This is a genomic window from Nostoc sp. (assembly GCF_036917195.1).
Classification (GTDB): domain Bacteria; phylum Cyanobacteriota; class Cyanobacteriia; order Cyanobacteriales; family Nostocaceae; genus Nostoc.
On sequence record NZ_JBALDG010000030.1, the window covers coordinates 1 to 25,615 of the forward strand.

24 protein-coding genes and 1 riboswitch are annotated in these 25,615 nt (G+C 42.3%); of the genes, 8 read left to right on the forward strand and 16 right to left on the reverse strand.

Annotated elements, in window-relative coordinates:
• Nucleotides 1-268: 268 nt before the first annotated feature.
• On the reverse strand, nucleotides 269-1,009 hold the full coding sequence (locus V7K40_RS10530; RefSeq protein WP_334959221.1) for an SDR family oxidoreductase: 741 nt from the start codon (nucleotides 1,007-1,009) through the stop codon (nucleotides 269-271).
• A gap of 489 nt (nucleotides 1,010-1,498) precedes the next feature.
• Here V7K40_RS10530 and V7K40_RS10535 point away from each other — a divergent pair, with 489 nt between their 5' ends.
• Nucleotides 1,499-2,455 (forward strand): aldo/keto reductase, encoded by a 957-nt coding sequence (locus V7K40_RS10535; RefSeq protein ID WP_334959223.1) that lies wholly within the window; start codon nucleotides 1,499-1,501, stop codon nucleotides 2,453-2,455.
• On the opposite strand, the gene V7K40_RS10540 is transcribed toward V7K40_RS10535, so the two are convergent.
• From V7K40_RS10540 to V7K40_RS10555, 4 genes are all read right to left on the reverse strand, one after another.
• On the reverse strand, nucleotides 2,403-3,611 hold the full coding sequence (locus V7K40_RS10540; RefSeq protein ID WP_334959225.1) for an IscS subfamily cysteine desulfurase: 1,209 nt from the start codon (nucleotides 3,609-3,611) through the stop codon (nucleotides 2,403-2,405). The genes V7K40_RS10535 and V7K40_RS10540 overlap by 53 nt on opposite strands.
• Before the next feature lie 5 nt (nucleotides 3,612-3,616).
• Nucleotides 3,617-4,243: a type I restriction endonuclease gene (locus tag V7K40_RS10545; protein ID WP_334959227.1), complete on the reverse strand. Its 627-nt coding sequence runs from the start codon at nucleotides 4,241-4,243 to the stop codon at nucleotides 3,617-3,619.
• 131 nt (nucleotides 4,244-4,374) lie between these two features.
• Nucleotides 4,375-4,854, reverse strand: coding sequence for a thioredoxin-dependent thiol peroxidase (gene bcp, locus V7K40_RS10550; RefSeq protein ID WP_334959271.1), 480 nt, complete (start codon nucleotides 4,852-4,854; stop codon nucleotides 4,375-4,377).
• Nucleotides 4,855-5,042: 188 nt separating this feature from the next.
• Entirely contained in the window at nucleotides 5,043-6,881 is a 1,839-nt protein-coding gene (locus V7K40_RS10555; protein ID WP_334959229.1) for a serine/threonine-protein kinase, read from the reverse strand.
• A gap of 237 nt (nucleotides 6,882-7,118) precedes the next feature.
• Here V7K40_RS10555 and V7K40_RS10560 point away from each other — a divergent pair, with 237 nt between their 5' ends.
• The 5 genes from V7K40_RS10560 to V7K40_RS10580 all read left to right on the forward strand — a co-directional run bounded on the left by V7K40_RS10560 (nucleotide 7,119) and on the right by V7K40_RS10580 (nucleotide 11,989).
• Entirely contained in the window at nucleotides 7,119-7,970 is an 852-nt protein-coding gene (locus V7K40_RS10560; RefSeq protein ID WP_334959231.1) for an FAD-binding domain-containing protein, read from the forward strand.
• Between the two features lie 249 nt (nucleotides 7,971-8,219).
• The gene (locus tag V7K40_RS10565; RefSeq protein WP_334959233.1) at nucleotides 8,220-8,636 is read left to right on the forward strand and encodes a hypothetical protein; all 417 of its coding nucleotides are present in this window, start codon (nucleotides 8,220-8,222) and stop codon (nucleotides 8,634-8,636) included.
• A gap of 113 nt (nucleotides 8,637-8,749) precedes the next feature.
• Nucleotides 8,750-8,882: riboswitch (cobalamin riboswitch) on the forward strand.
• Nucleotides 8,856-10,487, forward strand: coding sequence for a precorrin-3B synthase (cobG, locus tag V7K40_RS10570; protein WP_334959235.1), 1,632 nt, complete (start codon nucleotides 8,856-8,858; stop codon nucleotides 10,485-10,487). It overlaps the preceding riboswitch by 27 nt.
• Nucleotides 10,488-10,655: 168 nt before the next feature.
• On the forward strand, nucleotides 10,656-11,282 hold the full coding sequence (locus V7K40_RS10575; protein ID WP_334959237.1) for a precorrin-8X methylmutase: 627 nt from the start codon (nucleotides 10,656-10,658) through the stop codon (nucleotides 11,280-11,282).
• A 2-nt stretch (nucleotides 11,283-11,284) separates the two neighbouring features.
• Nucleotides 11,285-11,989 carry a precorrin-2 C(20)-methyltransferase gene (locus V7K40_RS10580; protein ID WP_334959273.1) on the forward strand — a complete coding sequence of 235 codons (705 nt, stop codon included), beginning with the start codon at nucleotides 11,285-11,287 and terminating at the stop codon, nucleotides 11,987-11,989.
• 98 nt (nucleotides 11,990-12,087) lie between these two features.
• Here V7K40_RS10580 and V7K40_RS10585 read toward each other — a convergent pair whose 3' ends face one another.
• The 7 genes from V7K40_RS10585 to V7K40_RS10615 form a co-directional block, all read right to left on the reverse strand.
• Entirely contained in the window at nucleotides 12,088-12,774 is a 687-nt protein-coding gene (locus V7K40_RS10585; protein ID WP_334959240.1) for a PHP domain-containing protein, read from the reverse strand.
• A 440-nt stretch (nucleotides 12,775-13,214) separates the two neighbouring features.
• Nucleotides 13,215-14,351 carry an AIR synthase related protein gene (locus V7K40_RS10590; protein WP_334959241.1) on the reverse strand — a complete coding sequence of 379 codons (1,137 nt, stop codon included), beginning with the start codon at nucleotides 14,349-14,351 and terminating at the stop codon, nucleotides 13,215-13,217.
• 62 nt (nucleotides 14,352-14,413) lie between these two features.
• A complete protein-coding gene (locus tag V7K40_RS10595; protein ID WP_334959243.1) occupies nucleotides 14,414-14,641 on the reverse strand; it encodes a hypothetical protein in 228 nt (75 codons plus the stop codon).
• A 166-nt stretch (nucleotides 14,642-14,807) separates the two neighbouring features.
• Nucleotides 14,808-15,143 (reverse strand): hypothetical protein, encoded by a 336-nt coding sequence (locus V7K40_RS10600; protein WP_334959244.1) that lies wholly within the window; start codon nucleotides 15,141-15,143, stop codon nucleotides 14,808-14,810.
• 322 nt (nucleotides 15,144-15,465) lie between these two features.
• Nucleotides 15,466-16,068: a superoxide dismutase gene (locus tag V7K40_RS10605; protein WP_334959246.1), complete on the reverse strand. Its 603-nt coding sequence runs from the start codon at nucleotides 16,066-16,068 to the stop codon at nucleotides 15,466-15,468.
• A 497-nt stretch (nucleotides 16,069-16,565) separates the two neighbouring features.
• Complete coding sequence (locus tag V7K40_RS10610) at nucleotides 16,566-18,173, reverse strand: bifunctional pantoate--beta-alanine ligase/(d)CMP kinase (protein WP_334959248.1); 1,608 nt, start codon at nucleotides 18,171-18,173, stop codon at nucleotides 16,566-16,568.
• 210 nt (nucleotides 18,174-18,383) lie between these two features.
• Nucleotides 18,384-19,502, reverse strand: coding sequence for a septal ring lytic transglycosylase RlpA family protein (locus tag V7K40_RS10615; RefSeq protein ID WP_334959250.1), 1,119 nt, complete (start codon nucleotides 19,500-19,502; stop codon nucleotides 18,384-18,386).
• Between the two features lie 1,219 nt (nucleotides 19,503-20,721).
• Here V7K40_RS10615 and glsA point away from each other — a divergent pair.
• Nucleotides 20,722-21,705 (forward strand): glutaminase A, encoded by a 984-nt coding sequence (gene glsA / locus V7K40_RS10620; protein ID WP_334959253.1) that lies wholly within the window; start codon nucleotides 20,722-20,724, stop codon nucleotides 21,703-21,705.
• Between the two features lie 517 nt (nucleotides 21,706-22,222).
• Here the strand turns inward: glsA and V7K40_RS10625 are convergent.
• The 4 genes from V7K40_RS10625 to V7K40_RS10640 all read right to left on the reverse strand — a co-directional run bounded on the left by V7K40_RS10625 (nucleotide 22,223) and on the right by V7K40_RS10640 (nucleotide 25,292).
• Nucleotides 22,223-22,507: a hypothetical protein gene (locus tag V7K40_RS10625; RefSeq protein WP_334959255.1), complete on the reverse strand. Its 285-nt coding sequence runs from the start codon at nucleotides 22,505-22,507 to the stop codon at nucleotides 22,223-22,225.
• 252 nt (nucleotides 22,508-22,759) lie between these two features.
• Nucleotides 22,760-23,089 carry a hypothetical protein gene (locus V7K40_RS10630; protein WP_334959257.1) on the reverse strand — a complete coding sequence of 110 codons (330 nt, stop codon included), beginning with the start codon at nucleotides 23,087-23,089 and terminating at the stop codon, nucleotides 22,760-22,762.
• Nucleotides 23,090-23,091: 2 nt separating this feature from the next.
• The gene (locus V7K40_RS10635) at nucleotides 23,092-24,150 is read right to left on the reverse strand and encodes an AAA family ATPase (RefSeq protein WP_334959259.1); all 1,059 of its coding nucleotides are present in this window, start codon (nucleotides 24,148-24,150) and stop codon (nucleotides 23,092-23,094) included.
• A gap of 326 nt (nucleotides 24,151-24,476) precedes the next feature.
• On the reverse strand, nucleotides 24,477-25,292 hold the full coding sequence (locus V7K40_RS10640) for a DUF1838 domain-containing protein (RefSeq protein WP_334959261.1): 816 nt from the start codon (nucleotides 25,290-25,292) through the stop codon (nucleotides 24,477-24,479).
• Nucleotides 25,293-25,346: 54 nt separating this feature from the next.
• On the opposite strand from V7K40_RS10640, the gene V7K40_RS10645 reads away from it, so the two are divergent.
• Complete coding sequence (locus tag V7K40_RS10645) at nucleotides 25,347-25,562, forward strand: hypothetical protein (protein WP_334959263.1); 216 nt, start codon at nucleotides 25,347-25,349, stop codon at nucleotides 25,560-25,562.
• Nucleotides 25,563-25,615: the final 53 nt, after the last annotated feature.

Here is a 25,615-nt window from a genome sequence, read left to right on the forward strand (position 1 = left end):
TTAACGAGTATCAAAGGTGGATTCATCCAGTTAAAACACTCGTTAACGAGTATCAAAGGTGGATTCATCCAGTTAAAACACTCGTTAACGAGTATTAAAGGTGGATTCATCCAGTTCAAAGGTGGATGAAACGAGTTTTCTAACTCCTGCTCAATACAACTCTACCAGAGGCTGGCGCTTAGGGCGTAGCTATGCCGCAGGCTTTACGGCAACTCTTAGAGACGGTCTTGCGTTCGCTCAGTACAAGTGCCCCATGCCCCCTTACTTTCTACCAGGGAACCACGCCATTTTCATTAAAAAACCCTCCGCTAGAACCATCATCAGGTAGAGTAGCAAGTCTTACTGCTGCGATCGCTCCCTGCTCAACAGTGCGGTACCCTCGGTGTTGATTAATGTCAGTTGCTGTGAAACCAGGATCAGCAGCATTGACTTTGATCGGGGTATCTTTAAGTTCACCGGCCAACACAACTGTGATCGCATTCAATGCTGTCTTTGATGAGTTATAAGCAAGATACCTAAAATCAGCAAACTCACTATTTGGGTCAGAGTTTTGAGTCAGAGAACCTAAACCACTTGATAAATTCACTATTCGCCCTGCTTTTGACTTCTTCAAGAGTGGTAACAGGGCTTTTGTAACTGCAAAGACTCCAAATACATTTGTCTCGTAAGTGTGTCGCAGTGTTTCAATATCAACTTGACTAGGTGGAAGGCGATCGCCATCACTTACTATCCCAGCATTGTTAACAAGGATGTCAAGTTTTCCGAATTCGCTCTCGATTTGTTTACCCGCAGAGTCGATTGTTTTTTGGTCGATGACATCAAGTTGAATTGTTCGGGCATCGATCTGATTTGAACGAAGTTTATTCGCTGCTTCTTCACCACGTCCTATATCTCTTGCACCAACAAGAACAGTAGCACCTCTAGAACCCAATTGGCGGGCAATCTCAAACCCGATACCTTTGTTTGCACCTGTGATCAGCGCAACTTTGCCTTTTAAATCTTCTGACATATTACTTCTCAATTTTGATAAACACTGACAAATGTTACTTATCTTGGAGCAAGTCTAGTACAGCAGGCGCGTAAATCCAGCTACTAAACTGCGTCCACCTTGAAAACTATAGTTCTTTCCGCATAAAAAGAAAAAACCCTCATCCCCCAGCCCCTTCTCCCAAATTTGGGAGAAGGGGAGCCGGAAAGAAGTCCCTCTCCCAAATAGGGGGAGAGGGATTTAGGGTGAGGGCAAAAACTACGGTTCTCAATATAGATGAGGTTTATCTCAATTTAACCAGACAAAACAAGGGGCATCCCCTTGTTTTCCGCCACAGTGTACTAGTCTACAAGAAGTAAGGAAGAACACAACATTCAGGATTTAGTAATCTACACAAGTAGTGATTATGTGGTGTTTCCACCAATAGCCATTCACACTTCAGATAGCGGTTGAGAAGATATTTGCAGCGTACACTAGCAATTGACTCAAAAATTCTTGGATAAGCTAGATATGCAAACCAAACAGCTCGGCAATTCGGAGCTTCACATTACCTCAATCGGCTTTGGAGCCTGGGCGATCGGTGGAGGTGGATGGGCTTTTGGTTGGGGAGAGCAGGATGACCAGGAATCGATCGCTGCGATCACTCAGGCTCTTGACCTCGGCGTTAATTGGATTGACACCGCAGCTGTCTATGGTCTGGGACATTCGGAGGAGATTGTTGCTAAGGCGCTCAAAGGTCGATCTAATCGCCCTTACATTTTCACTAAATGCTCACTGATCTGGGATGAAAAGGGCGAAATTAGTCGCAGTCTGAAGGCGGATTCTCTGCGGGAGGAGGTTGAAGCTAGTCTGCGCCGACTCGACATTGAAACTATCGACCTCTACCAGATTCACTGGCCCAACCCTGACTCAGAAATTGAAGAAGGCTGGACGACTTTGGCCAAGCTCAAGGATGAGGGTAAGGTTCGCTATATCGGGGTTTCAAACTTCAATGTAGAACAGTTGAAACGTGCCCAGGAGATTGCACCAGTTACCTCATTGCAACCGCCTTACTCACTAGTTAAGCGCGATGTCGAAAAGGAGATTCTGCCTTTTTGTAAGGAAAACAACATCGGTGTGATTGTTTATTCACCTATGCAATCTGGCTTGCTTACAGGAAAGATGACACCTGAGCGGGTTGCTAATTTCCCAGATGATGATTGGCGCAAAAAGAATAGTGAATTTCAGGAGCCACGTCTATCTCGTAATTTGAAGCTGGTGGAGGTGTTGCAGCAGATTGGTGAACAACACGATCGCTCCCCCGGTGAGGTGGCGATCGCTTGGACTTTAAACAATCCGGCGCTGACAGGGGCGATCGTTGGTGGACGGAATCCCAAGCAGGTGGAAGGAATCATCGGGGCTGGAGAATTTCGCCTCAATCAGCAGGAGCTAGATCAGATTGGCGCTTTCTTACAGGAGAATCCATAAAAGAGGGATTGCGTAAACTTTGAATAGTAGCGATCGTATGTTTCGCCACAATATCAATTTCCTCTTGGGTATTAAATCGTCCAATACCAAACCGGACTGAGGCATAAGCTAGCTGTTCTGAATGTCCCAGTGCTGTGAGAACATGGGAGGGTGCAGTGGTTGCCGACGAGCAAGCAGATCCCGAAGAAACCGCCATTACTGGCTGCAATCCTAGCAAAAGTGCGGCTCCATCCACTCCCTCAACACTGATATTCAAGTTTCCCGCCAATCGCTCTTGTGGATGTCCATTAAGATGAATTCCTTCAACTTGGGAAAGCTGTTCCCACAAGCTTTGCCTTAACTGGGTGAAGCGTTGGGTTTCTGTTGCTTGTTCTATCAAAGCGATTTCTACAGCTTTCCCAAAGCCGACAATCTGCGGTGGATACAATGTCCCAGAACGCATCCCCCGCTCATGTCCGCCGCCGTGCTGCTGGGGAGCCAGTTGCACTCTGGGGTTGCGCCTGCGGACGTACAGCGCCCCAATGCCCTTTGGGCCATATACTTTGTGTGCTGTTAACGACATCAAGTCAATTTTCATCGCTTGCACATCTAGGGGAATTTTACCAATAGCTTGGGCTGCATCGGTATGGAAAATAATGTTGTGTTCATGACACATTTCCCCAATTTCTACCAAAGGCTGTAACACACCAATTTCGTTATTTGCAGCCATCACCGATACCAAAATCGTCTCAGGACGGAAAGCTTTTTTTAACTCACTTAAATCAATCAATCCATCTTTTTGGACAGGGAGAATAGTAATTTCAAAACCGAGAGTTTTTAAATAATTACAAGGATCAATAACTGCACTATGTTCAGTGGCAACAGTAATAATATGCTGACCTTTTTTAAAATAAGCTTCGGCAATACCTTTAATAGCTAAATTATTCGCTTCTGTTGCACCACTCGTAAAAACAATTTCTTCTGGTGTGGCATTGATTGCTGCTGCTAAAATCTCTCGCGTTTGTTTGACAGCAGCTTCTGCTTCCCAACCATAAATATGGCTAATACTGGATGGGTTGCCAAAGTGTTCTGTGAAGTAGGGGAGCATTGCTGCTAGTACCCGTTCATCTACGGGGGTGGTAGCATGGCAATCAAGGTATATAGGACGAATAGACATAATTATTAACTCAAAACTTGACTCAAATTTTTTAATACACTTAGAACCTGATATAGTTCACTTTTTCGTTTCAAAAGTGTAAATTGGTCAGATATAGCATACTTTGGCTGATTTTCTGTGGTAAATTTCAGGAAAATAAAATCACTACCATTGGTTACCAATCCAAAAGTAGGTTTGTCTTCACTAGGATTAGCCAGCATATAAACAAGTGCTTGAGGTACGGCTTCTAAAAGAGAAAAGCTAGACCTTTTAGATTCAATTACTAATAACCATAATTGTTCTTGAATAACTAGAATATCAATTCTACCTCTAATAATTTCTCCTTCATCCTCGGCAGAAATTTCTATTGATTGCTCGCCTCTCAGATAAAAAGGCTCATCATAAAATCCAGCTAAATTGAGTAAAGGAGATAAAACTACTAATTTCACCGTTTCTTCTGATAAAGGAGGACGCTTGACTAAACGGATAAAATGAAGTTTTACTTTGTCTAAATCCTGCTTTTCTAAATCTGTAATTTCCGGTAAATTTTCCAACCATTCTGTGAAGAATGCCTCATTTTCGGCTAGTTTGAGACTAAATTTTTCCTCCAAATAGGCAAGCCCGACATTTTGTGCTTGGATAAATTGAACCATAATTCATTTCAAAGATGTAGTATAACTATTATGACACTGTTCTAGTATTAACCTAGAAAAGAAGAACAAAGATAATTAACTTTAGTCATTTGTGTTTACAATTGGACTTGGAACAAATGATTAATAATGCTTTACGTGCCCGCTAACTCTTGTAATTTAGTTAAAACCGCTTGAGCATGACTTTTGGTTTTCACATTTGGCCAAGTATAGGCAATAATTCTATCAGGTGAAATTAAAAAAGTTGAGCGAACCACACCCATATATTCTTTGCCCATAAACTTCTTTAAGCGCCAACCACCATAAGCTTCTGTCAAAATATGTTCGGGGTCGCTTAAGAGGGTAATTAACAAGTTATGTTTGCTGATAAATTTACAATGGGATTTACCAGATTCTGGACTTACACCTAAGATTTTGGCTCCTAATTCGCTGAAGTTTTGATACAATTCGGTGAAATCTTTTGCTTCAGTGGTACAGCCGGGGGTGTCATCTTTGGGGTAAAAATAAAGCACAATCCACTGACCGTTGAAGTTAGAGAGACTAACTGGATTGTCATTTTGGTCAGGTGTAGAAAAATCTGGTGCTGGTTGTCCGATTTCGGGAATGTTACTCATGGTGGGGTTGTAAGAGATTACAATTGCTTTAGAATTGTACATAGATTAAGCGATCGCATCTTAATTCATCAGTAGCGATCGCTTTAGAATTGTACATAAGTTGAACGATCGCATCTCATTCATCAGTGTCTAAAATTAATTAGCAGCTTCTCAATTCATATAAATAGGTCTATTACTCTAGTATTAAGCTAATATATTCGCCACATCTTGATCATATTGTCCCCACCACCGCTAATAACAATTTGTCCATCAAGGCTAAATACAAGTGCATTCACGCCACCTGAATGCCCATTACGAGTGCAAATATCTTCTTTGGTACTGAGATCCCAAAGTTTAATTTTTCCGTCATCACTGCCACTCACTAAATTTTTACCGTTAGGACTGAATGCTACACTCAAAATTCGTCCTGTATGTCCTATAAGAGCACAAACTTTCTCCCCAGTGTTGAGGTTCCATAGGTTTATTGTTTTGTCATCGCTACCACTAACTAGTATTTGAGAATCTGGGCTAATTGCAACACAATTAACACACGCTGAATGCCCGCTTATAATGCGTTTTGGCCATATCTGTATTGTTTTGTCTGCACTACCACTAACCACAGTACGACCATCAGGGCTGATTGCCACACAAGTCACTTGATCTGAATATGTAGCTAAAGTATTAATTTCTTTTCCATTATGCAAATTCCAAACTTTTACTGTTTTGTCTACACTGCCACTAACCAACATTTGTCCATCTGGGCTGATTGCCAAAGAGGTGATATCTGCTGAATGCCCAGTTAGTATGCGAATTTCTTGACCCGTTATCATGCTAAATAACTTAATTTCTGGGTCGTCACTATCACTAACTAGAGTTTGACCGTCTGGGCTAATTGCTAAAACAAATACTTCTGCTGAATGCGGTGTAATGGTTTGAATTTCCTCAGCACTATACAAATTCCATACTTTAATTGTCTTGTCATCACTTCCACTAACCAAAGTCTGTCCATCTGGACTCATTGCTAAAGTCCAAACAACGTCAGAGTGTCCAGAGTACCAACTACCAAGAGTGCGTTCTAAAAAAAATATTTGCCCATCGACTATTGGTAATGGTTTGACAGACTCTGATTTCGTTAATTTCGCGGGATATAAAGTTTCATTAATTTCTACCAACCTTTCCAATATTGCCTGGGTATTCGCTGGGCGATCCTTTACTGGTCGCATCATTAGATGATCTATAAAATCTGCTAACAAAGGAGATATTTGATTAGCCTCAACACGCCAGTTTAGATCAGCAGTATATGGATCGCCATAGGGGTCATCCATCAGATCAAGAGGATATTTTCCTGTCAGCAAATGGACAAAAGTACGACCCAAAGCAAAGAAATCTGATTGCGGAACAGCATGACCATTGATTTGCTCTAATGGAGCATAGCCATCAGAAACAAATTTTGTGATTTGACCTGCTGCTTGTTTTTTCTCATAGGTTCCGGTAATTTCCCGTGCTATACCAAAGTCGATTAATACCAACTGTCCATCACCAGTTAGCATAATGTTTGAAGGTTTTATATCCCGATGGAAAAACTGCTGCTGATGTACTTTGTGTAAAATATTCGTCAACTGCGTTAACCAAAAGACTGCTTGCTTTTCACTGATGGGACGATTACCACGTTTTTCTAACCATTCGTATAAATTTTCTCCATCAATTTTATCCATTACCAAACAGTGAACTGGCTCTTGGCTATTTTGAGGAAAAAACTGAAAATATTCCTCAGCATTAGGAATTCCTGGATGATTTAGTCGCTTTAAAACTTCAGCTTCTTGCTGAAAAAGTGATACCGCTTTAGCTTGATTTAGTATAAGAACCTTCAAAATTTTTAGCTTGCCACTGTCACTTACCTCAAATGTTTTAGCAAAGCCACCTTTGCCTATAGGTCGTGTTACTCGATAACACCCTTCTAGTAGCAATTCAGAGCCACAGCTTTGACAGCGCAGTAGATTATCAAGGTTGTCAGGATTTTGGCAGTTAGGATTGATGCACAGGCTCATCGTCTTGAAAAGTGACAGATTTATCTGATATCTTAGCTTTACTTACTGATAATCTGGAGAAAATTGCTATCAAAGCGATACCTGCGGTTCTTGCTAGCCTATGTACCCATTTATATTTGCTTACGATGAAAAAAGTTCTCTCATAAGGTTGAGAGCGATCGCTTGTGTTTATCCGCGATAATAATGATTTAGCCTACAGGTATTTTTGTTTATTTATTCCTACCCTTCAAAGTTCATATGTCTAAAGATATGCAACGCGAATTTACCAACCGCGATGAGTTGGTAGCCTACCTCCGCGAACAATTTGCAGATGCAGCAGAACGCGATCGCCACATCAGCGAAACTCTGGGAGGACGCAAAGCGGCAGAAGAAGTACTGCAAAAAATTGACCCAATAAACTACGCGCAAACACGTAATTTTCTCGCAGGTGCTGTAACACGACTTTCGCCTTACATCCGCTATGGCGTTTTAAGTTTGCGAGAAATTCGAGATTATGTCCTTGAACGGGTACAGCAGCAAGACGATGCTACGAAACTAATTAACGAGTTAGGTTGGCGCGACTACTGGCAACGATTGTATGTGAAGTTAGGGGATGGAATCTGGAAAGACCAGGAAGAGTACAAAACTGGTTACACTGCGGCTGAATATGCACCGGAATTACCGCAAGATATCAGACAAGGAACCACAGGCAGAGTTTGCATCGACAGCTTTAGCCGTGACTTAAAAGAAACTGGCTATCTACATAACCACGCCCGGATGTGGCTAGCGGCTTACATTGTCCATTGGCGGCGTATTAGTTGGCAAACAGGAGCCAAGTGGTTTCTCGAACATCTTTTAGATGGAGATCCTGCTAGCAATAATATGTCATGGCAGTGGGTTGCCAGCACCTTTAGTCATAAACCGTATTTTTTCAACCGTGAAAACTTAGAACGCTACACCAAAAGCGTTTATTGCCAGAAATGTCCGCTTTACGGTCATTGTGATTTTGAAGGTAGTTATGAAGAATTAGAACAGCGACTTTTTCCTAAAGGGGAATTTAGTCAACAAGCCAATAGCCAAAGTTGGCAGCGTGGGAAGAAGCGGCGCTAAGTACATGTCAGCATAGCATTTGTAGCGTTTTTAAATGCGAAGGGACGCATTGGCATTGCAGAGGAACGCATTGGCATTGCAGAGGGACACATTGGCATTGCAGAGGGACGCATTGGCATTGTAAAGGGACGCATTGGCATTGTAGAGGGATGCATTGGCATTGCTATTGCTAAATTTAATTCGCTACAAATTAATAAAATGCTGTACTAAGATTTTTTGCCTTTTAACAGAAAACAAAACCAAAATCTAATGAGTAAACCAATTGTTTGGGTACATGGAGATTGCCTCAGTCCATACAACCCAGTACTGCAAAAATACTCCGATGCCCCAGCTATCTGGGTTTGGGACGAGGCTTTGATAAAAGAATGGCAACTGAGTCTCAAACGTCTTGCTTTCATCTACGAATGCTTGCTAGAGTTACCCGTTGTTATCCGTCGTGGTGATGTAGCACAAGAAATTTTAGCTTTTGCTCAAGAACATGATGCGAATTTAGTCGTCACAGCCAACAGTCCCAGTGCCCGGTTTGATGATATCTGCAATCAAATAGAGGGTTCTATTGCAGTGGAAGTGCTAGAGGTGGAACCATTTTTTGAGTATGACGGCTATATTGACCTGAAGCGGTTCTCGCGCTATTGGAAAGTGGCTCAAAATTATGTTTTTGAATAGCCTAATTGTAAAATTGTAATGTCTAGCGATCGCTTCTTCTACCAACAGATGCAAGATTTTGCGATCGCAACTCCTTGGGCGTGGATAGGCTGATTCAAAATATGAAGTATTAAATTTTTTGACTACCTTCTCGTGCTAAATTACTAGAGCTTGGAGTTGGGAAACTCCGGTGAAATTCCGGGACTGTGCCGCAGCTGTGATGGGATTACCCAAGTCAGAATGCCAACTCTCAAGATGTCCTCAAGACACACTCACCGTCTACTCCCTGCGCTGCACAGGGAAGGAGTTCCAAGTTTGCTTTCTGGATTTGCCACTTGTCCTGGCTTGTTTTATCCTACACCCGCCGAAGATGGTATATTATCTCGGATTAGAATACCTGGTGGAATTATTACTAGTCAGCAGTGCCGTGCGATCGCAGATATAGCAGAACAGCACGGGGGCGGCTATGTGGATGTGACTAATCGAGCTAACCTCCAAATCCGTGAGATCCGCACGGGGATAAGTCCTGAAGTTATGAAGCTCTTACAGGATATGGGGCTGGGTTCTGGCAACACTGTTGTAGACCACATCCGTAATATTATGACCAGTCCAACTGCTGGTATCGACCCGGAAGAATTAATAGACACTCGCCCTTTTGTCCAAGCTTGGGATAATTATATTGCTGCACATTCGGCGCTTTCGGGACTGTCGGCAAAATTTAGCGTTTGCTTTGATGGTGGTGGGATAATTCGAGTGAGCGATCGCTTGAATGATATCGCATTTGCTGCTGTCTTAGTTGACGGTAATGTTTATTTTCGCCTCCATCTCAGTGTAGGCGAGAAAGGTCAACCGCCTAGCGATATGGGAATTTTGTTATCACCAGAGAAATGTTTGCCCGTCTTAGCAGCTTTGGCGGATGTCTATTTAGCTCATAGTAATACTATAAGTAAGCGTCGGCTACGTCTCTTAGAGCTATTAAATACTTTGGGTTGTGAAAATTATCTTCAGGAAGTTGAGCAGCGTCTACCTTTTTCTCTTTTATGCAGTGAAATAAGAAAACACCTAACCCCCCAACCGCCTTCCCTGCGTTCGCGCAGCGGCACGAAGTGCGGCAAGGAAGAGGAATTTTCTACTTTCTTGCAAAAAGAGGCGTTAGATGCTAACTATCAACATATTGGTATCCATCCCCAACGTCAAAAAGGTTTATTTTACATTGGTGTCGTCTTGCCCCTTGGACGATTAGAGAGTAGACAGATGCGGGGTTTAGCAGATTTAGCAGCAAAATATGGTAGTGGCACTCTAAGACTAACCCCCTGGCAAAATTTGCTCCTAACAGATATTCCTCACCAATGGGGTGGCGATGTCCAAAGTGAAATTGCTTTTTTAGGATTAGATTCCTCAGCAATCAACATCAAAAGTGCATTAGTTGCCTGTTCTGGTAAGAAGGGTTGCGCCGCTTCTGCCACGGACACCAAAAGTCATGCGTTGGCATTAGCAGAATATCTTGAAACTTGCCTCACTCTGGATTGCCCAGTTAATATCCACTTTAGTGGCTGCGAAAAATCCTGCGCCCAGCATAGCAAGAGTGATATTACTCTGCTCGGTGTCAGCATTCAGGCTGACAATGGAACTGTGGAGGGCTATCACGTTTATGTTGGTGACAGCAAGCAGAAATTCGGACGTGAAATATATCAATATGTGACTTTTGCTGAACTACCTGCATTAATAGAGCAGATGCTATATGTATATAAAATTCAACGCCTAAATTCTGATGAGTCCTTTGGGAAATTTGCTAATCGATATTCTACAGCACAATTACAGCAATTATTTAATAAATATTTAGAAAATGGAACCACAGATGCACACAGATAAATACAGATGATTGATTACTCCCTTCACAGTGCAAGATCACCCAATTCCTCTGTTTCTCTTTCTCTGTGTTCTCTGCGCCTCTGCGGTTAATTAAATTAGGTATTCTTCTAATCAAAAGGGAATATCTATTATTAAACAAATCAATCCAAAATCTAAAATCCCAATCGAATGCCCGACTACATCCGAGATGCCAACGAAATTTACCGTAATTCCTTTGCAATCATCCGGTCAGAAGCGAACCTAGATGTGCTACCAACGGATGTAGCAAAAGTTGCTGTACGTCTCATTCATGCCTGTGGAATGACGGATATCGTCACTGACTTGGGATATTCACCAACAGCAGTGCAATCTGCAAGGGAAGCACTGGCAGCAGGAGCGCCGATTCTGTGCGATTGCCGGATGGTTGCCGATGGCGTTACCAGGCGGCGGTTGTCTGCAAACAATCAAGTTATTTGTACCCTTAACAAGCCGGAAGTGCCAGAAATTGCCCAGCGTCTGGGTACTACAAGGTCGGCGGCAGCTTTAGAATTATGGCGATCGCACCTCCAAGGAGCAGTTATAGCAATTGGCAATGCACCTACAGCACTATTTAGACTCTTAGAAATGCTTGATGAAGTAGCTGACAAACCTGCTATTATCTTAGGCTTTCCTGTTGGGTTTGTTGGTGCAGCCGAATCGAAAGCAGCACTGGCAGCAGACAGTAAGAATGTACCATTTTTAACCTTACATGGTCGGCGCGGTGGGAGTGCGATCGCCGCAGCAGCAGTTAATGCCTTGGCAACGGAGGAAGAATGAATATGAAACCCAAAGGTCGTCTCTATGGAATTGGTGTCGGGCCAGGCGATCCAGAACTATTGACTCTGAAGGCACTGCGATTATTACGTGCGGCTCCTGTGGTAGCCTATCAATCAGCAATAGATAAAGAGAGTATCGCTAGAGCGATCGTGGCGCAGTATCTTCCTGGCAATCAAATTGAGGTGCTATTTCACCTCCCCCGCGCCTTAGAGCCAGAAAAGGCAAAGTCTATTTACGACAAGGAAATTGAACCAATTGCCGACCATTTAGCAGCGGGTCGAGATGTCGTGGTGCTATGTGAGGGTGACCCATTTTTCTATGGCTCGTTCATGTACCTGTTCACGCGGTTATCTGACCAGTACCAAACAGAAGTCGTCCCCGGAGTTTCCTCGCTGATGGCTTGTCCGGTAGCCTTGGGTGTACCTTTCACCTACTACACCGATATTCTCACAGTCCTACCCGCCCCATTGCCAGCAGAAGAACTGACTACACATCTGCTGATGACTGATGCAGCAGCAATTATGAAACTAGGTCGCCACTTTACGAAAGTGCGGGATATCTTACATAAATTAGGGCTAGCATCACGAGCAAGATATATTGAGCGGGCATCAACGTCACAGCAACGCATCGTACCTCTGGATGAAGTTGATCCAGCCAAAGTCCCCTATTTCTCGATGATTGTGATTCCTACGAAGAATCGACTATAGTCCTTTGATGAATAGTCGGCCTTGACTAATTGAAAATCCAAAATAGAATAACCTCCTGGCAGATTGAACCAGGAGAGTTGAAAAAAATGGATTCATTTTCACAAGCGTTGTAGCAAACTCAAACCGTGGGTATCAGTACCACAGGTATTGAAAAGAAAGTATTCATCAGCCAACTTTTGCACTTGTTCTGATTCCAATATGCTAGGTTTCCAAGGGTTGGGGTTATTGTAGGCGTAGAAAGTTTCCACACCATCGATACCCTTTTGGGACGCAGCTGGAATTAAGTCAAAATGCGATCGCTTGTAACGAGCTGGATGAGCCAGAACTGCCAATCCCCCAGCTTCATGAATAGCGGCAATCACGTTACTTGCCTGATATTCTTTGCCTGTAGTCGCCCTTCTTTGGAGATAGGGTTTCATACTAGGGTGTTCTGTCCCGAAAGCGTAAGCCAAAATGTGAACTTCTATATCCAAAAGGTTAGCATTGATTTCCACGCCACTCCACAGGTAAGGAGTGCTTGCACCAGGATTATTCCACTTCCAGTCTTCTAACCAAGCAAGGGCCGCTTGATAGCCGATAATACCATGATGATCGGTGATCGCTAATCCTTTTAGCCCAATAGCGATCGCCTGCTCCATCAATCCACTCGGCTGCAACCTCCCATCTGAGTAGACAGTGTGCATATGAAAGTTGAATAACCTTGGACAACTTTGTGCATCAATGTTCTGGAATACTTGCTTCAAAAGTTCTACAGAAGCAGTAGTTCGGGCCAAATTTACAGCCATAACCCCCTCTGAATAAAAATATATATTCTTAACACACTAAAACACCCCATTTATAGATGAGAAATCTCCAACACTACAAATTAGTGTTGGTAGCTACTTTCTCAGCTTTCTCAGCAAATTTTTCAATATGTTAAGACTAGGTTAGCAAATCTTAACCTCAGTGATAATGGGTGACTTCAACTACTTTACAAATAAGTAGTCATTAATATTACAGATAAATTTTAAAAATCCGCTTATCCATTTGTGCTGAATGACTTATTTTTAAAGACTTAGTAGAATAATTTTCTCTAATCAGCCTAAACTGTAAATATAAATATAGTATCAAAAAAGACTTAGTCCCTAAATGTTTACACTTAATTATCTAATCCAGTGATAACTTCAGCGATCGCATAAGTGAGTCTACAATAGCTCCAAGAAAACTAGTGATCGCTTACAACTGATTATACCCCGCGCGCAATCCCAAAAGACTCTCCCTTCAAGGTGACTCCAAGGGGTTCTACCACCACCTCACGGGCAAGGGACGCTTCAACCCTTCCGGCAATCACAGCTGTTAACTTATGTTCTCTGGCGAGAATGACGATCCTCTCTGCATCCTGCTCCGACTCTGTATAAAATGCAAATCCAGCTCCATAATTGAACACGGAAAGCATCGTCTCTGCCCCGCCCTCAAGATGACCCTCGACAAACGTAAATATCTCCGGCACTGGGAGCATCGTTTCGATCACGTACCGCAACGGCTTCACCGATCGCATCAGCTTTTGCCATCCATGTCCAGTGATATTCTCCATCGCGGTGGGACGAATTCCCTCGCCAAGCACCGCCTGCACAAGTGGTGTGTAGAGATACGACGCGGCATTCATTGCTTCCCAGAACTCCTGCCCACTCGGAAGTTTTGTTCTATAGCCATCAGGGAGAGACTGGGCAAGCTTTCGCATTGGGGTAAAGCCGTTCTCATGGGGCCCCGAACTCTCGACGAGAACAATGGTGTTTCCGGCATCCAGACGCGAACTCTCAATGGGAGCGACACCAGGCGGCATAACTCCAAAGACGGAGCCTGCAATGTCGAGCCGACCTGGAATCATCTTGGTTTTGAGTTGAGGAGTTTCCCCTGAGAGGTACACGCAGCCCACTCGTTTGCACCCCTCGACCACTCCATCAAGAAACCCATCAAGAAAGGCGGGGGTGAAGATAGTTTCAGGAGTGCTTGACGGCAGATAGAGACCAAGAAGTAGAGTCTGCATACCTGAGGTTGCGGCGTCGTTCGTCAGACACGAGATAATCTTGATACCAATGTTCCACCAGAATCGTCGAAGCTCTTCTTCACAGAGGTCGTCAGGGCGGGTATCGTCTGCGGTGCCCAGTCCTTCGGGGACAAGTGTCATAGAAAGTTCTCTAGCCCCTGCCTCCAGAAACGGAGCGAGGTTAAAGTTGAAAGTGTTAGCGCTTGCTCCGAGACCCGATGCGGGCACGATCCCATAAGCACTTGCAAAGCCAAGTGTGCGTTTTGCGGCATCAATGAAGCGTCGCTTTGCAGCATCGAGAGTATCGTAATCGACTTGATCAAGAGCTTGAGGCATCAGGTTGCGTTTTAAGTTAAAAGTTAGGAGTTAGGAGTTAGGAAAACTCATAACTCCTGACTTTAAAATACCTCATCTTCAATACCGCGCCACCATTCCCCCAAATTCATCAAGTCTTGGTAAATATCTTCTAATTCTTTGGTATAGACTTCGTTTGTAAGGGTGGCTCGACGCTCTTGCAATTTTTTGAGGCGCAGTTGTACCAATAGCCAAGGTTTAGAGATGCTATTCGTTGCTTCGATGTATTGCGCTAGTTCTTTACTACTGCCCGTTAGCTCATTATTTGACATTTCTCGAATTTAATATAAATCTATATCTGATAAGGGTATCAACTTTCGTAGACAATTTTTCATCTCCCTTTTTATTTGTAATTTATAGTTCAGATGAACTACTAAGTGGCGAGGACTTTTAAAACATCCTCTAAGAAAAATTATTAGTTGAGTGCAGATGCGATGTCTACGACAAGGCTTTCGCCAACGCATCTCCAAGTTTACGTAATGTTCTTTCTCGTGCAAAGTCAGCCGCTGCCCGTGCTGACTCTGCCAGAATTGTGTCAGTGTTTGGCGTTAGCTTCAAAGCCCCACCTAAATAACCCAGTGCCTTAACATAACAATCAGATAAATTGGTCGAGGCTAACCGCTTTACAGTTTGGTAATCACCATTTACAAAGGCAGATAAAGCCTTGGCGTGTAAATCATTTCCCGGTTCGGGAACATCCAAAACATTGAGGATTGCCTCAATAGCTTTATTTACCTTTTCTAGTGTCAGTTCTTGTTGTACAGCTTGCACCATTGTTTTTACTCTTAAGTCCAGTTTTCAAAATTTTTAGCTCTAACCTGGGGCAAATAGAGTATGTCCTAGTTACGATCCAAATGCTATTTTACGATTCATGACATAAAACCAACAGCATTATCCCGGTCATAATTAATGAATCGCAATTCTCAGAAAAGCTAGATTTTACTCCCTGATCTTCCCCATCCCCTCAACAGTCAACCAAAAACAGCCACGAGACTAGTTCGTGACTGCTAACAAGATTGGTCAATTAACTGATAGCTATGTAGACGCAAAGCAGCTTGCCAAAAGGCATCGCAGCCAGTTCAAAACTGGCAATTCATTAAGCTTTAGCCAAATTTTCGGCAACAAAGTCCCAGTTCACTAACTGTTCTAAGAAATTCTTGATAAACGCTGGACGAGCGTTTTTGTAGTCAATGTAGTAAGCGTGTTCCCAAACATCCAAGGTTAGGAGTGCCTTCTGTCCATGAGCTAGTGGATTTTCTGCATTTGGTGTCTTAATCACCTTCAGCGTACCACCATCATCAATCAGCCAAGACCATCCGCTGCCGAATTGAGTTGTGGCTGCATTAGAGAATTCTTCCTTGAATTTGTCAAAGCTACCGAAGTCTTTATTAATCTTGGCTGCGACTTCACCAGTGGGTGCGCCGCCACCTGCGGGTTTCAAAGAATTCCAGAAGAAAGTGTGATTCCAAACTTGAGCTGCGTTGTTAAAGATTCCCGCCTTAGAGGAGTCTTTAAAGGAAATTTTGATCACTTCTTCCAGAGGCTTATCGGCAAGTTCAGTACCTTCAGTGAGCTTGTTCAGGTTGTCTACATAAGCTTTGTGATGCTTGCCATAGTGATACTCGAAAGTCTCAGCTTTCATGCCATAAGGCTCTAAAGCATTCTTGTCAAAGGGTAGTGGTTCTTGTACAAATACCATTGTGTGAAATCCTCTCTTTATCGGTTTCCAGTTGAAAGCTATTGCAGAAGCTTAGGAAATTAGCAGCTTTTGTTTTTGAGAGTTTTATGTTTTTCATTATGAAACATAAAACTTAACATCATCATTTTACTACCAAAGTGAAGATGAAAACAAAGTACTTTTGTGATAAGTCAAATCGCTAGTAATTAATGATTATAAATAAAAATGGCTAATCTTTCATTACTAGAGACGGATAATTAATTAGCATTTAGCAATTAAAGCTTTCATACTTCTATCTTTAGTAGGATTAATTATGATGTAATAAATCACTCTAAAGCGAGATGATTTAATAATTAAATAATCTAAAATCTCTAATATAAATCTTGATTTTCAGTGAAGAGAGCCAATAGTAAAATTATCTAATATTTTGTTTTTGGGTGCAATGTTGAGGATGGTAAGTGAATAATCACTCACCCACCACCCTTTGAAACTAAAAAATTAACAGCAAATAGGGGTGATTACCACTGAGATGAACGCTGCTGGTAATAGTTAACAATTTGTGCGGTGACTTCAGAGACGTCTAAACCATCGGTTTGAATTTCGATCGCATCCGTTGCTTTTTGCAAAGGAGAAACTTTGCGTGTACTATCTTTCCAGTCACGTTCGGCAATATCGTGTTCCAGCTGCTTTAAACTCACTTCGGGTTGACCTTGTTTGTTAAAGTCTTGCTGGCGGCGACGGGCACGTTCACTTACAGAAGCGGTTAAGAAGATTTTAACTTCAGCATCGGGGAACACGTGAGTACCGATATCCCGACCTTCAGCTACTAAACCACCTCTTTTACCCCAGTTCTGCTGTTGTTTAACCAATGCTTGACGGACAGCGCTTTGTGCCGCGATCGCCGATACAAGAGATGTTACCTCAATCGTGCGAATTGCCTGGGTAACATCGATACCGTTAATCCGAACCCGCACTGTCGATTCTAAATCCTGGGTAGGAGTAAGTTCAATTTTACACTGGCTAGTTAATTCGGCGATTGCACACTCATCGTCAATGGCAATCCCCTTTTGCAGTACTAACCAAGTGACAGCACGGTACATTGCTCCTGTATCTAAATACACTAAATTTAGGTTTGCTGCCACTTGACGCGCCACTGTAGATTTTCCAGCACCGGCTGGGCCATCAATGGCGATAATAGGTAAACGATCGCGCAATATCGTATTGTCAATCAAACGTGTAGAACCAAGACGAGCTGCGATCGCCAACATTCCTTCCTCCTCAACTTTTTCTAAAGACATCAACGTAGTCGGTTCAACCAATTCAATATATTCCACTGAGACCGTGCTGACCATTGCCACTTCTTGCTGTACCACTGCTATCAACTTGTTGCTATTGCGATCGCCTGCAATGAATGCAGCTTCAGCTCGTCGCAAGCCGCGATATAACACCGCTGCTTGCTCTTTTGCCGTTGCAGTCAAATATTGATTACGAGAACTGAAGGCAAGACCCGACGCTTCCCGTACTGTTGGACAAGCAACAATTTCTACTGGCAAATTTAAGTCAGCTACTAAGCGTTTAATAATTGCCAGTTGCTGACCATCCTTTTGACCAAAGTAGGCACGGTCAGGCTGTACCAAGTTGAAAAGTTTGGTCACAATCGTAGCGACACCCTGAAAGTGACCCAGCCGAGAACGACCACACAAGCCTGTTATCATAGCAGATGGGGGGATAACTTGTGTAACCTTTGATTCTTGTATACTTTTGTGGGGAACTGCCATTTCTTCCGGAGTTGGTGCAAAAATGGCATCTACCCCAGCTTGTTCGCAAAATTGTTGGTCTTGCTCTAAAGTGCGAGGGTAGTGTTGATAATCCTCGTTGGGAGCAAATTGCAGGGGATTGACGAAAATACTAACAATCACCGTAGAATTTTCTTGCCGCGCCCGTTGGATCAAGCTTAAATGACCTTGATGCAAATTTCCCATCGTTGGCACCAGACCAACTGCCGTCTGATACCAGTTAGTCATCTCATCTAATCTCAGATCCTCAGTAACTGCCACCAGCTTGTTTTCTGAGCAGCGTTTAGTTAAATAGCAGCGTAAAGCTGCGACTGTTGTCAGCAGGCGCACAAAAATACCCCTAGTTCTTATCGATCCCTCCCCCGCTAGTTTATATCTGAAATAGAGGGAAGAGATGGTTGAACTAGAGGAATTAAGTGATCCGGAACTGGGAATTGGGCAAAACAGTTGCGAGTTCTGAGTTCCGGTTCTGAGTAAAGAAGTGAGATTCCCTACTCAGCACTTGACTAAGCGCTCACGCCGAAGTTACTCAGCACTTGATTATTTCTCTAAGACTTCAATATGCACTTGTGCCACGCCACTGCCCATCATTCCCAAAATCCGAGCCGCACCAGCAGATAGGTCGATGACTCGCCCGCGAATGAACGGGCCTCGGTCATTAATTCGCACCACTACAGAACGACCATTATAGGTGTTAGTTACACGAACTTGCGTACCAAAGGGTAAGCTGCGATGGGCGGCAGTCATTTCTTCTGGATTGAACCTCTGACCGCTAGCAGTACGATTACCAGAACCATCATAGCCATAATAGGAAGCCATGCCTCCGAAAGAGATTCGCACTGGGCCGACGGCAATCTGTTTTGGCAATTTAGGTATTGATAATTTAGGTATTGATACTGGTAGACGCACTGGTAAATTCGCAATTTCTTTTAAGGGAGATGCATTGCCTAGTAGCCTCCGCAGGCGATTGGTTGCTTGCAATGCATCTTCTGCCAGATTGTTGGTAGTACCTGCTAATCGCGTACCTTCGTTGATTTCGACCAATTCTTCGCCATTAATTTTGATTACATAGCGATCGCCATCTTGCTGGAGGGGAGCGCTTTTGTTTTGCGCTTGATTGGCACTAGATTCGCCCCCTGCTTTCCAACTTACGGTAATCTTACTCCCGTCGACATTTTCTCGATTCAACTGGTTGATCTTAGCTGCTATTACACCAGCTATCTGAACCGGATCATTGTTAACAGAGCTAATCTGGTTAGTCACATCCGTTAAGTTCCCAGTACTCACCGTCTTTGGTGAATTGCTAGCAATAAGGGCGTACGATTGTACGCCCCCATTATCTCCAATTGCCCCAACTTTTTTAGTTTCAACGCTCGTATCTGGTAGAGAACTCAAAAAGGTGAGAACAGGTATATTTCGGATAAAAAGGGTTGCTGCCTTACGTCCTCCAATGTTGTGAGGATGAATTTGTGTAATCACAGCATCCAAGGTTTGTTTCCCTGCTCTGGATTGATACTCTCCCACCTTCACCACATCAGGGGCAGGCGATTTTTGGGAAGCTAGCACATTTCCCTTGATGGTTTGAGTGCAACCGATTGAGGGTATGCCTAAAACAGCCATAGACAGGGTAACAATAATCCACAAATGTCTTTGATTCATGCGTCCGTTTTTAAAGCGACTGTAGAACTTAAGTTTTATAACTCGCCGGATATTTCACTAGTGAGAGTGAATTCCCTCCTGATAACTCGAACTCGTTCCGTCTTCACTTTTTATTTATAACTGCAACAGACTAGCATGAAGCTTTTGGCTTGGGGATCAGGGTTTTAGCGTAATAATTGGCAACTTGATTCAATTTAAATTCCAATTTCAAGGGCGAAACCTTTCTCAAATGGCGATTTTGGCTATGTAACGCTTTTTAATGCAAGTCAAAAATTTCTTAAAAAAACTTTACATTTATTGCACACCAAAGTGACGATACCCTATTCACATCGCTTCTAAAGGCTCGCAACTACCACTGTATTATAGAAAACATCCATATCAACTATTTACGAGCAAACCCCCATATGATAACTTTAATGAAATGGCATCGGCATAAATACTTAAAAGTACTTAATTAATGAAATATTTAGATTTGCCTATGAATAAGTCGTGATAGGAGTTACATCTGAAATAATTATGCAGATTAGTTTGACTTTAATATCTTTTTTCAAAGTTTTTTCTACTGATATTAATCATGACTTTTATTATCCATAACTAGACTAAAATTAGTAATAAATATAACTTCTTATAACAGTATTGCTGAGTATAAAAAAAAGATGATACTCAACTTAATATTTTTTGTGATTAATCATGAAAAAATTAGTAAATCTTGGCGATCGCTTGAAGATAAAATTTATAAGGTATTAAAAAGAACAAGAGTCATTTTTTGCCCTAGGTAATTGCTCAAAAATGATTTTTGAGAGCAAGCTGTCTTTTCAACTGTAGAGATGTGGGGCTGTGCCCTTTCAAGGTGAACGTTTGTACTATGAAATAAATGATGTTCTAACCCAATTTTGCTATTTTAGCTAAGGCGATCACTTAATTTACAGTGCCAAAAGAGAGGAGTTTAATGCAGAATTTCTTTATATAATTCCAGCCAATGCCTGAAATGCCGTAAAAACATTGATAGTACATATGCTCACCTTAAAAGGGTTATTCCTAAAATCTTAAAATTATCTTTTTTTGGTAAGATTATGATTCCAATTTTTTAATTAGGGTTGCGATCGCATTTATTAGACACACAACCTTTGATTTCGACACTTTGCAGATGTACGGAGCTTATTCAAAAATCAAATAAGATTCCTGTATACTAGGTAATTTGGGAAATGCTATCAGCCTGATGACAAGCCAAGCAAATCAAGGAGATTTAGAAATAGATCCATCGCCATTATTAGCTGTTCTCAACGAGTTGCATTCCCAGTACAAGTTACTGCGGGAGGGTGCAGTAGCGAAATACATTCCAGAACTGGCAAAGGTTAACCCGGAATTGTTCAGCATTTGCATTGTGACAGTAGATGGTCAGGTTTACAAAGTTGGGGACTACGAGCAACTCTTTACCATTCAGTCAATTTCCAAGGTGTTTGCTTATGGACTTGCTCTAGAAGATCATGGACTGGATTACGTTTTGACTAGAGTTGGCGTGGAACCGACAGGGGATGCATTCAACGCGATTATTTTGGATGAGCAATCAAAGCGACCTTATAATCCAATGGTAAATGCTGGAGCGATCGCCACCACCAGCTTAATCAGAGGTTTCGGCCCAACCGAACGCCTCAACCGAATGCTAGATATGTTCCGGCGATATATTAGCCGCGATGTGTTCGTTGACATTTCAGTTTTTACCTCAGAACGGAGTACAGGGCATCGCAACCGCGCAATGGCGCATCTGATGCTCAACTTTGGGATGATTGACCGGAATATTGAAGAAGCTTTGGATCTTTATTTTCAGCAGTGTGCTGTGATGGTGAATTGCCAAGACTTAGCAAAGATGGCGGCTACCCTTGCTAACAGAGGTATTAACCCGATTACAAAAGAACAGGCGGTAAATAAGCATTACATCAAAGATATTCTGAGTGTTATGTATACCTGTGGAATGTACAACTTTGCAGGTGAGTGGGCTTATAAAATTGGTATTCCGGCGAAAAGCGGTATTAGTGGTGGGATTATCGCTGTTGTACCCAATAAGATGGGTATTGGAGTTTTTTCGCCGCTGCTGGATGTGCGTGGTAACAGTGTGCGGGGGGTAAAGGTGTGTGAAGAACTTTCCCAACGGTTGGGTTTACATCTATTTGATTGTTCAGGTCAAGAAGCGAAATTTGAATAAATTTTGCTTGAATTTCAGAAACCCTGAGTTTTATTAACGCTATTTGAAGTCATCTATTACTTTTTCTAAATATTTTATCGAAGCAGTTTCTGCTTAAGAGTGGATAATCAACTCTGGCATTGTTAATGTAGCGCGAAACTGGCAGTAAAAACTAATGGTGTGTTGAAGTAATCGCGCAATTTCCTCTTGGTTATGTTTCAATACTCCGGACATTTTCAATTTTTGAAATTTCAATAGTGATCGCAAAAAAATATACATATATATAAGGACATGATATGACTTCTTCTTGGAACCCCTTTCCAAACCTCTCTCCCGGTGGGGGAGAGGTTTGGATTCTTGCTCCCCTTCCCTACCAGAGAAAAGGTTGAGGGTTAGGTTTGAGAGAAAGTCGCACACGACGTTATTTATATATAGTCGCCAAACTTTAAATTATCCCTTTTCGTGTGTCCGTCAACCGTATGCAATCTCAACCAGCTGCATACTGCCAACTCTTATTGATCCTTGAACTAAAAAATAACTACTGAAAAGGGCTAATTCTGTTTTGTAACTCAATTAAATCAGGGTATTGATTAACATCAAGTTGATTCAGCGCCCAATCAAAAAAAGCATTTAGAGAAATGTACTGAGATTTCTGTTGCTGCATAGCTTTTTGAATATCTTTGCCATGAAACCAGATCAAATACTGCTTCTGTGTCCAAAATTCCTCTTGGGCAAACTGCTGCTGATAGACAGCAAGACTTTGTTCAAATCTGTCTGGCGTTACTGTTCCAACAGCTTGTTGAAACTGGTTAATTATTGCCACAGCTTGAGTCTGACAGTCTTGTAGAGTTAGTGAGGATGGGAGTTTACCACTACCACCTGTCCATGTTGTTTTAAGTTGATGTCGAGTTGCACTTGATTACAATAAATCAGCTAATGCCCATCTTACTGTTTGATAATCCTGCAAGCTTCTTGCGGCTTCTTCAATCCAAGTTGAAATCACCTCAATCCCTGGTGAATCTCCATGTCCCCATTTAGAAGTAGGATTGTCTTGTTTTTCTATATATTTTGTCTGTCAATAATTATCAATTAAATCAACATTGAATAAATAATTTTCGACACAAGCGCGATGGGTAAGCAACATAGAGTTGAGTGGTATCAATGCAATATTAGCAGTAGGTTTAGCATCAAAATCCCGATCACGAAAAATGATGTATTCTTGATTTATCACTCCCTCTCTAGAAAAGTAACCCTGAACAAAAATCGAAAAAGTAAATTTACTACCAGAGGGAACAATTGTGGGCTTATTTGTTAAAAGGTTCTCCACAACTCTGTTAAGTAGTCGAAAATCTAAACTAGTTTGCTTGCCCTCGCAGAAAATAATTTTACCACTAACAACACTCACAATTACACCTCTAGCCGCTTAATATATGCTTCAGGCACTAATTGCTCTATATAATCAGAGTGGGTTGTAATAATAAACTGATTATTTGTGCCTAACTTGGGCAAAGCTCTAAGCAATGCCTGTTGCATTGGTGGATGTAGGTGCAATTCAATTTCATCAATAAGAATGACAGAGTTGTGAATATTCCAACTAGCAAAGTCCACTAGCATTGGGAAAATAGCACGTTCACCACCGGACATCTCAGAAATTTCATACTGGTTTTTGCCGTCATATAAATAAAACCAGGGTTCACTCAAGATATCGTCCACATTCTCTCGCAGAACTGGGCCTTCAAAACTGCGTTCTGGAAAGACTGCTTTGTAACCGCGTTCAATTTCGGCGTATAAATCCTTTTGTCCTTGGCGTAGATTGGGAATTTTAGGTGTTCCTACATCTTGATGGAATTGTCGCCACTTAGAAAGGCGATCGCGCAAAAGGTCTTCTGTGATTTCTAGTTTGCGATCTGGGTCTTCGGTAGTCAGGCTAGTTGAAGTTCTCTGTTCTGTGTACCAAAGAATTGTACCCACTCGGTCAAATACTTGAAATCCTTCAGCACGTTGTAGCTGTTTAGCGTATTCTCGCCCTTTAAATTGAAATAATTCAGCAGCACTATCTGCTTGAACACGCCCATTTCGCCATTTAAGGGTAACAATATGCTTTTCAGCAGGAGGCTGCAAATCACGACCCATTTCTCGTAATTTATGTTGAAAATCCTGCACAGCTTGGAGTTCACCAGATGAGAACTGCATTTTTACAATCACCTCTGGCTCAAATCTTCCCCAACTACTCCCAAGTAGTTCATAGTTGAATCCTGCCCATTCTAAATCGGAGGGTTCCTTTAAGCGTCCAGTTGCTGTGCCGAGAGTTGCGGCGATCGCTTGCAAAAGACTTGTTTTTCCAGCACCGTTCATTCCAATCAGAACAATAATATCTCGTGCCAAACCAGTTTCTGCATCTGTGAAATCAAATGAAGAAGACCGGAATTTCTTAAAATATTTTAGCTGTAGGGATTGAACTTTCATAAGCTAGTCTCCACATCAAACCCCGCTATTATTGGTGCATTTTCAACAACCTTTTTATATTTGATTTTGGTTGTTTTTTTCTTACTAGCTTTAGCCTTAGTACAGCATTTCATTAATTCGTAGTGACTAACTCAAGCAAACTTTGCCTTCCTCTGCGCTCAACTCTGCGTGCCTCTGCGTTTCAATTTAAACCCTCAATTGGCCACGAATTTACGAAATTATGTACTAAGTTTGCTTCTTGGATTAGGATAAGCTATCTCTTGGCAAGAGTAGAGACGTAAAAATTTGCGTTTCTACAAGCAAAATTTCTTCGCGTCTCTACTAGTTTATAATTCTTCTGCTTGGGGAAGCGGGAAGATTTCACCAGCCAAGTAAGCTTGAAAGTGCTTTTGGAAGTATAACCAGGAAGTCATATCTTCTCCATCTGTCAATGCTTTTGGGGCTTTTTTATATAGAGGAATACGGTTATTAATTTCGTCTTGCAGCAGTGGGGGCAGTTCTGTTAAACCATTGACTTTGCTGCCAACAGCACTGTAGATCAGATTACCGGGGCGATCGCCCATTTTCATCCAGGGAAGCCATTGACCAATCCTATCCCAACTCAGTTTGAGTTGAGAAACTGAGGGGAGGGCTGTGTTGAATAAATCTGCGGTTGGCACAGTTAATTTAAACAATTCGGCTGCCTGATAAATTGGATTTGGGCTGTATTCGGCAAATTTTGGATCGTCTGCTAAGGGATTGGGGTAATAGGGAAATATATCAAAAACGAAGGTTGTGCTATCACCGTCTACTTGTGCAGGAAAATTTCCATCGAATTTACCCTGCACTGGATTATTGGCAACGTGAATCACCGGAACTGTCTCGCCTGTCCAAGGATTCTCCCATTTGGGCAAAGCCTCATCTGTTTTTGGGTTGAGATAGTAAGTCAGTTCCCTAGAAGTAAAATCCCAGCTACCTTCTGCTGTGGGAATACATCGGCTAACACTCAATCCCAGCATCTTAAATAGGAGTTGTCTTTTCTCACCGGGGATAAAGGCGTAAATTTTACCTTTCCAAATCAGGAAAGTCGATTCGCTAGGGTCGAGGGAAGAACGAGTTTTAACCCAGTGCTGGGCTTCAAGTTCTTGGATTTGGGCAACCATCTAAAACATCCTTAGTATCTGGATAACAAAAGAATAAGCTAATCAGCATTCAAGTTGCATCTTTGGGAGTTGGGAGACGCGATTAATCGCCTCTGTACAGGAATTGGGAGTAGAGACGCGATTAATCGCCTCTGTACAGGACATCTAATTTGCTATTGCTGCGAACAGCGCTACACAAATCAAGTCCGAAAGGAGCAACTTTCCCAACTGCGATCGCAACCAACATTCTCAGGTTTCAGTCCTCCAGCTAAGAATTGGTGTTTAGACTAGTCAGGAGTGCGAAACTAAATTTCCAAAAAATAAGGATACGGATTTAAGATGTT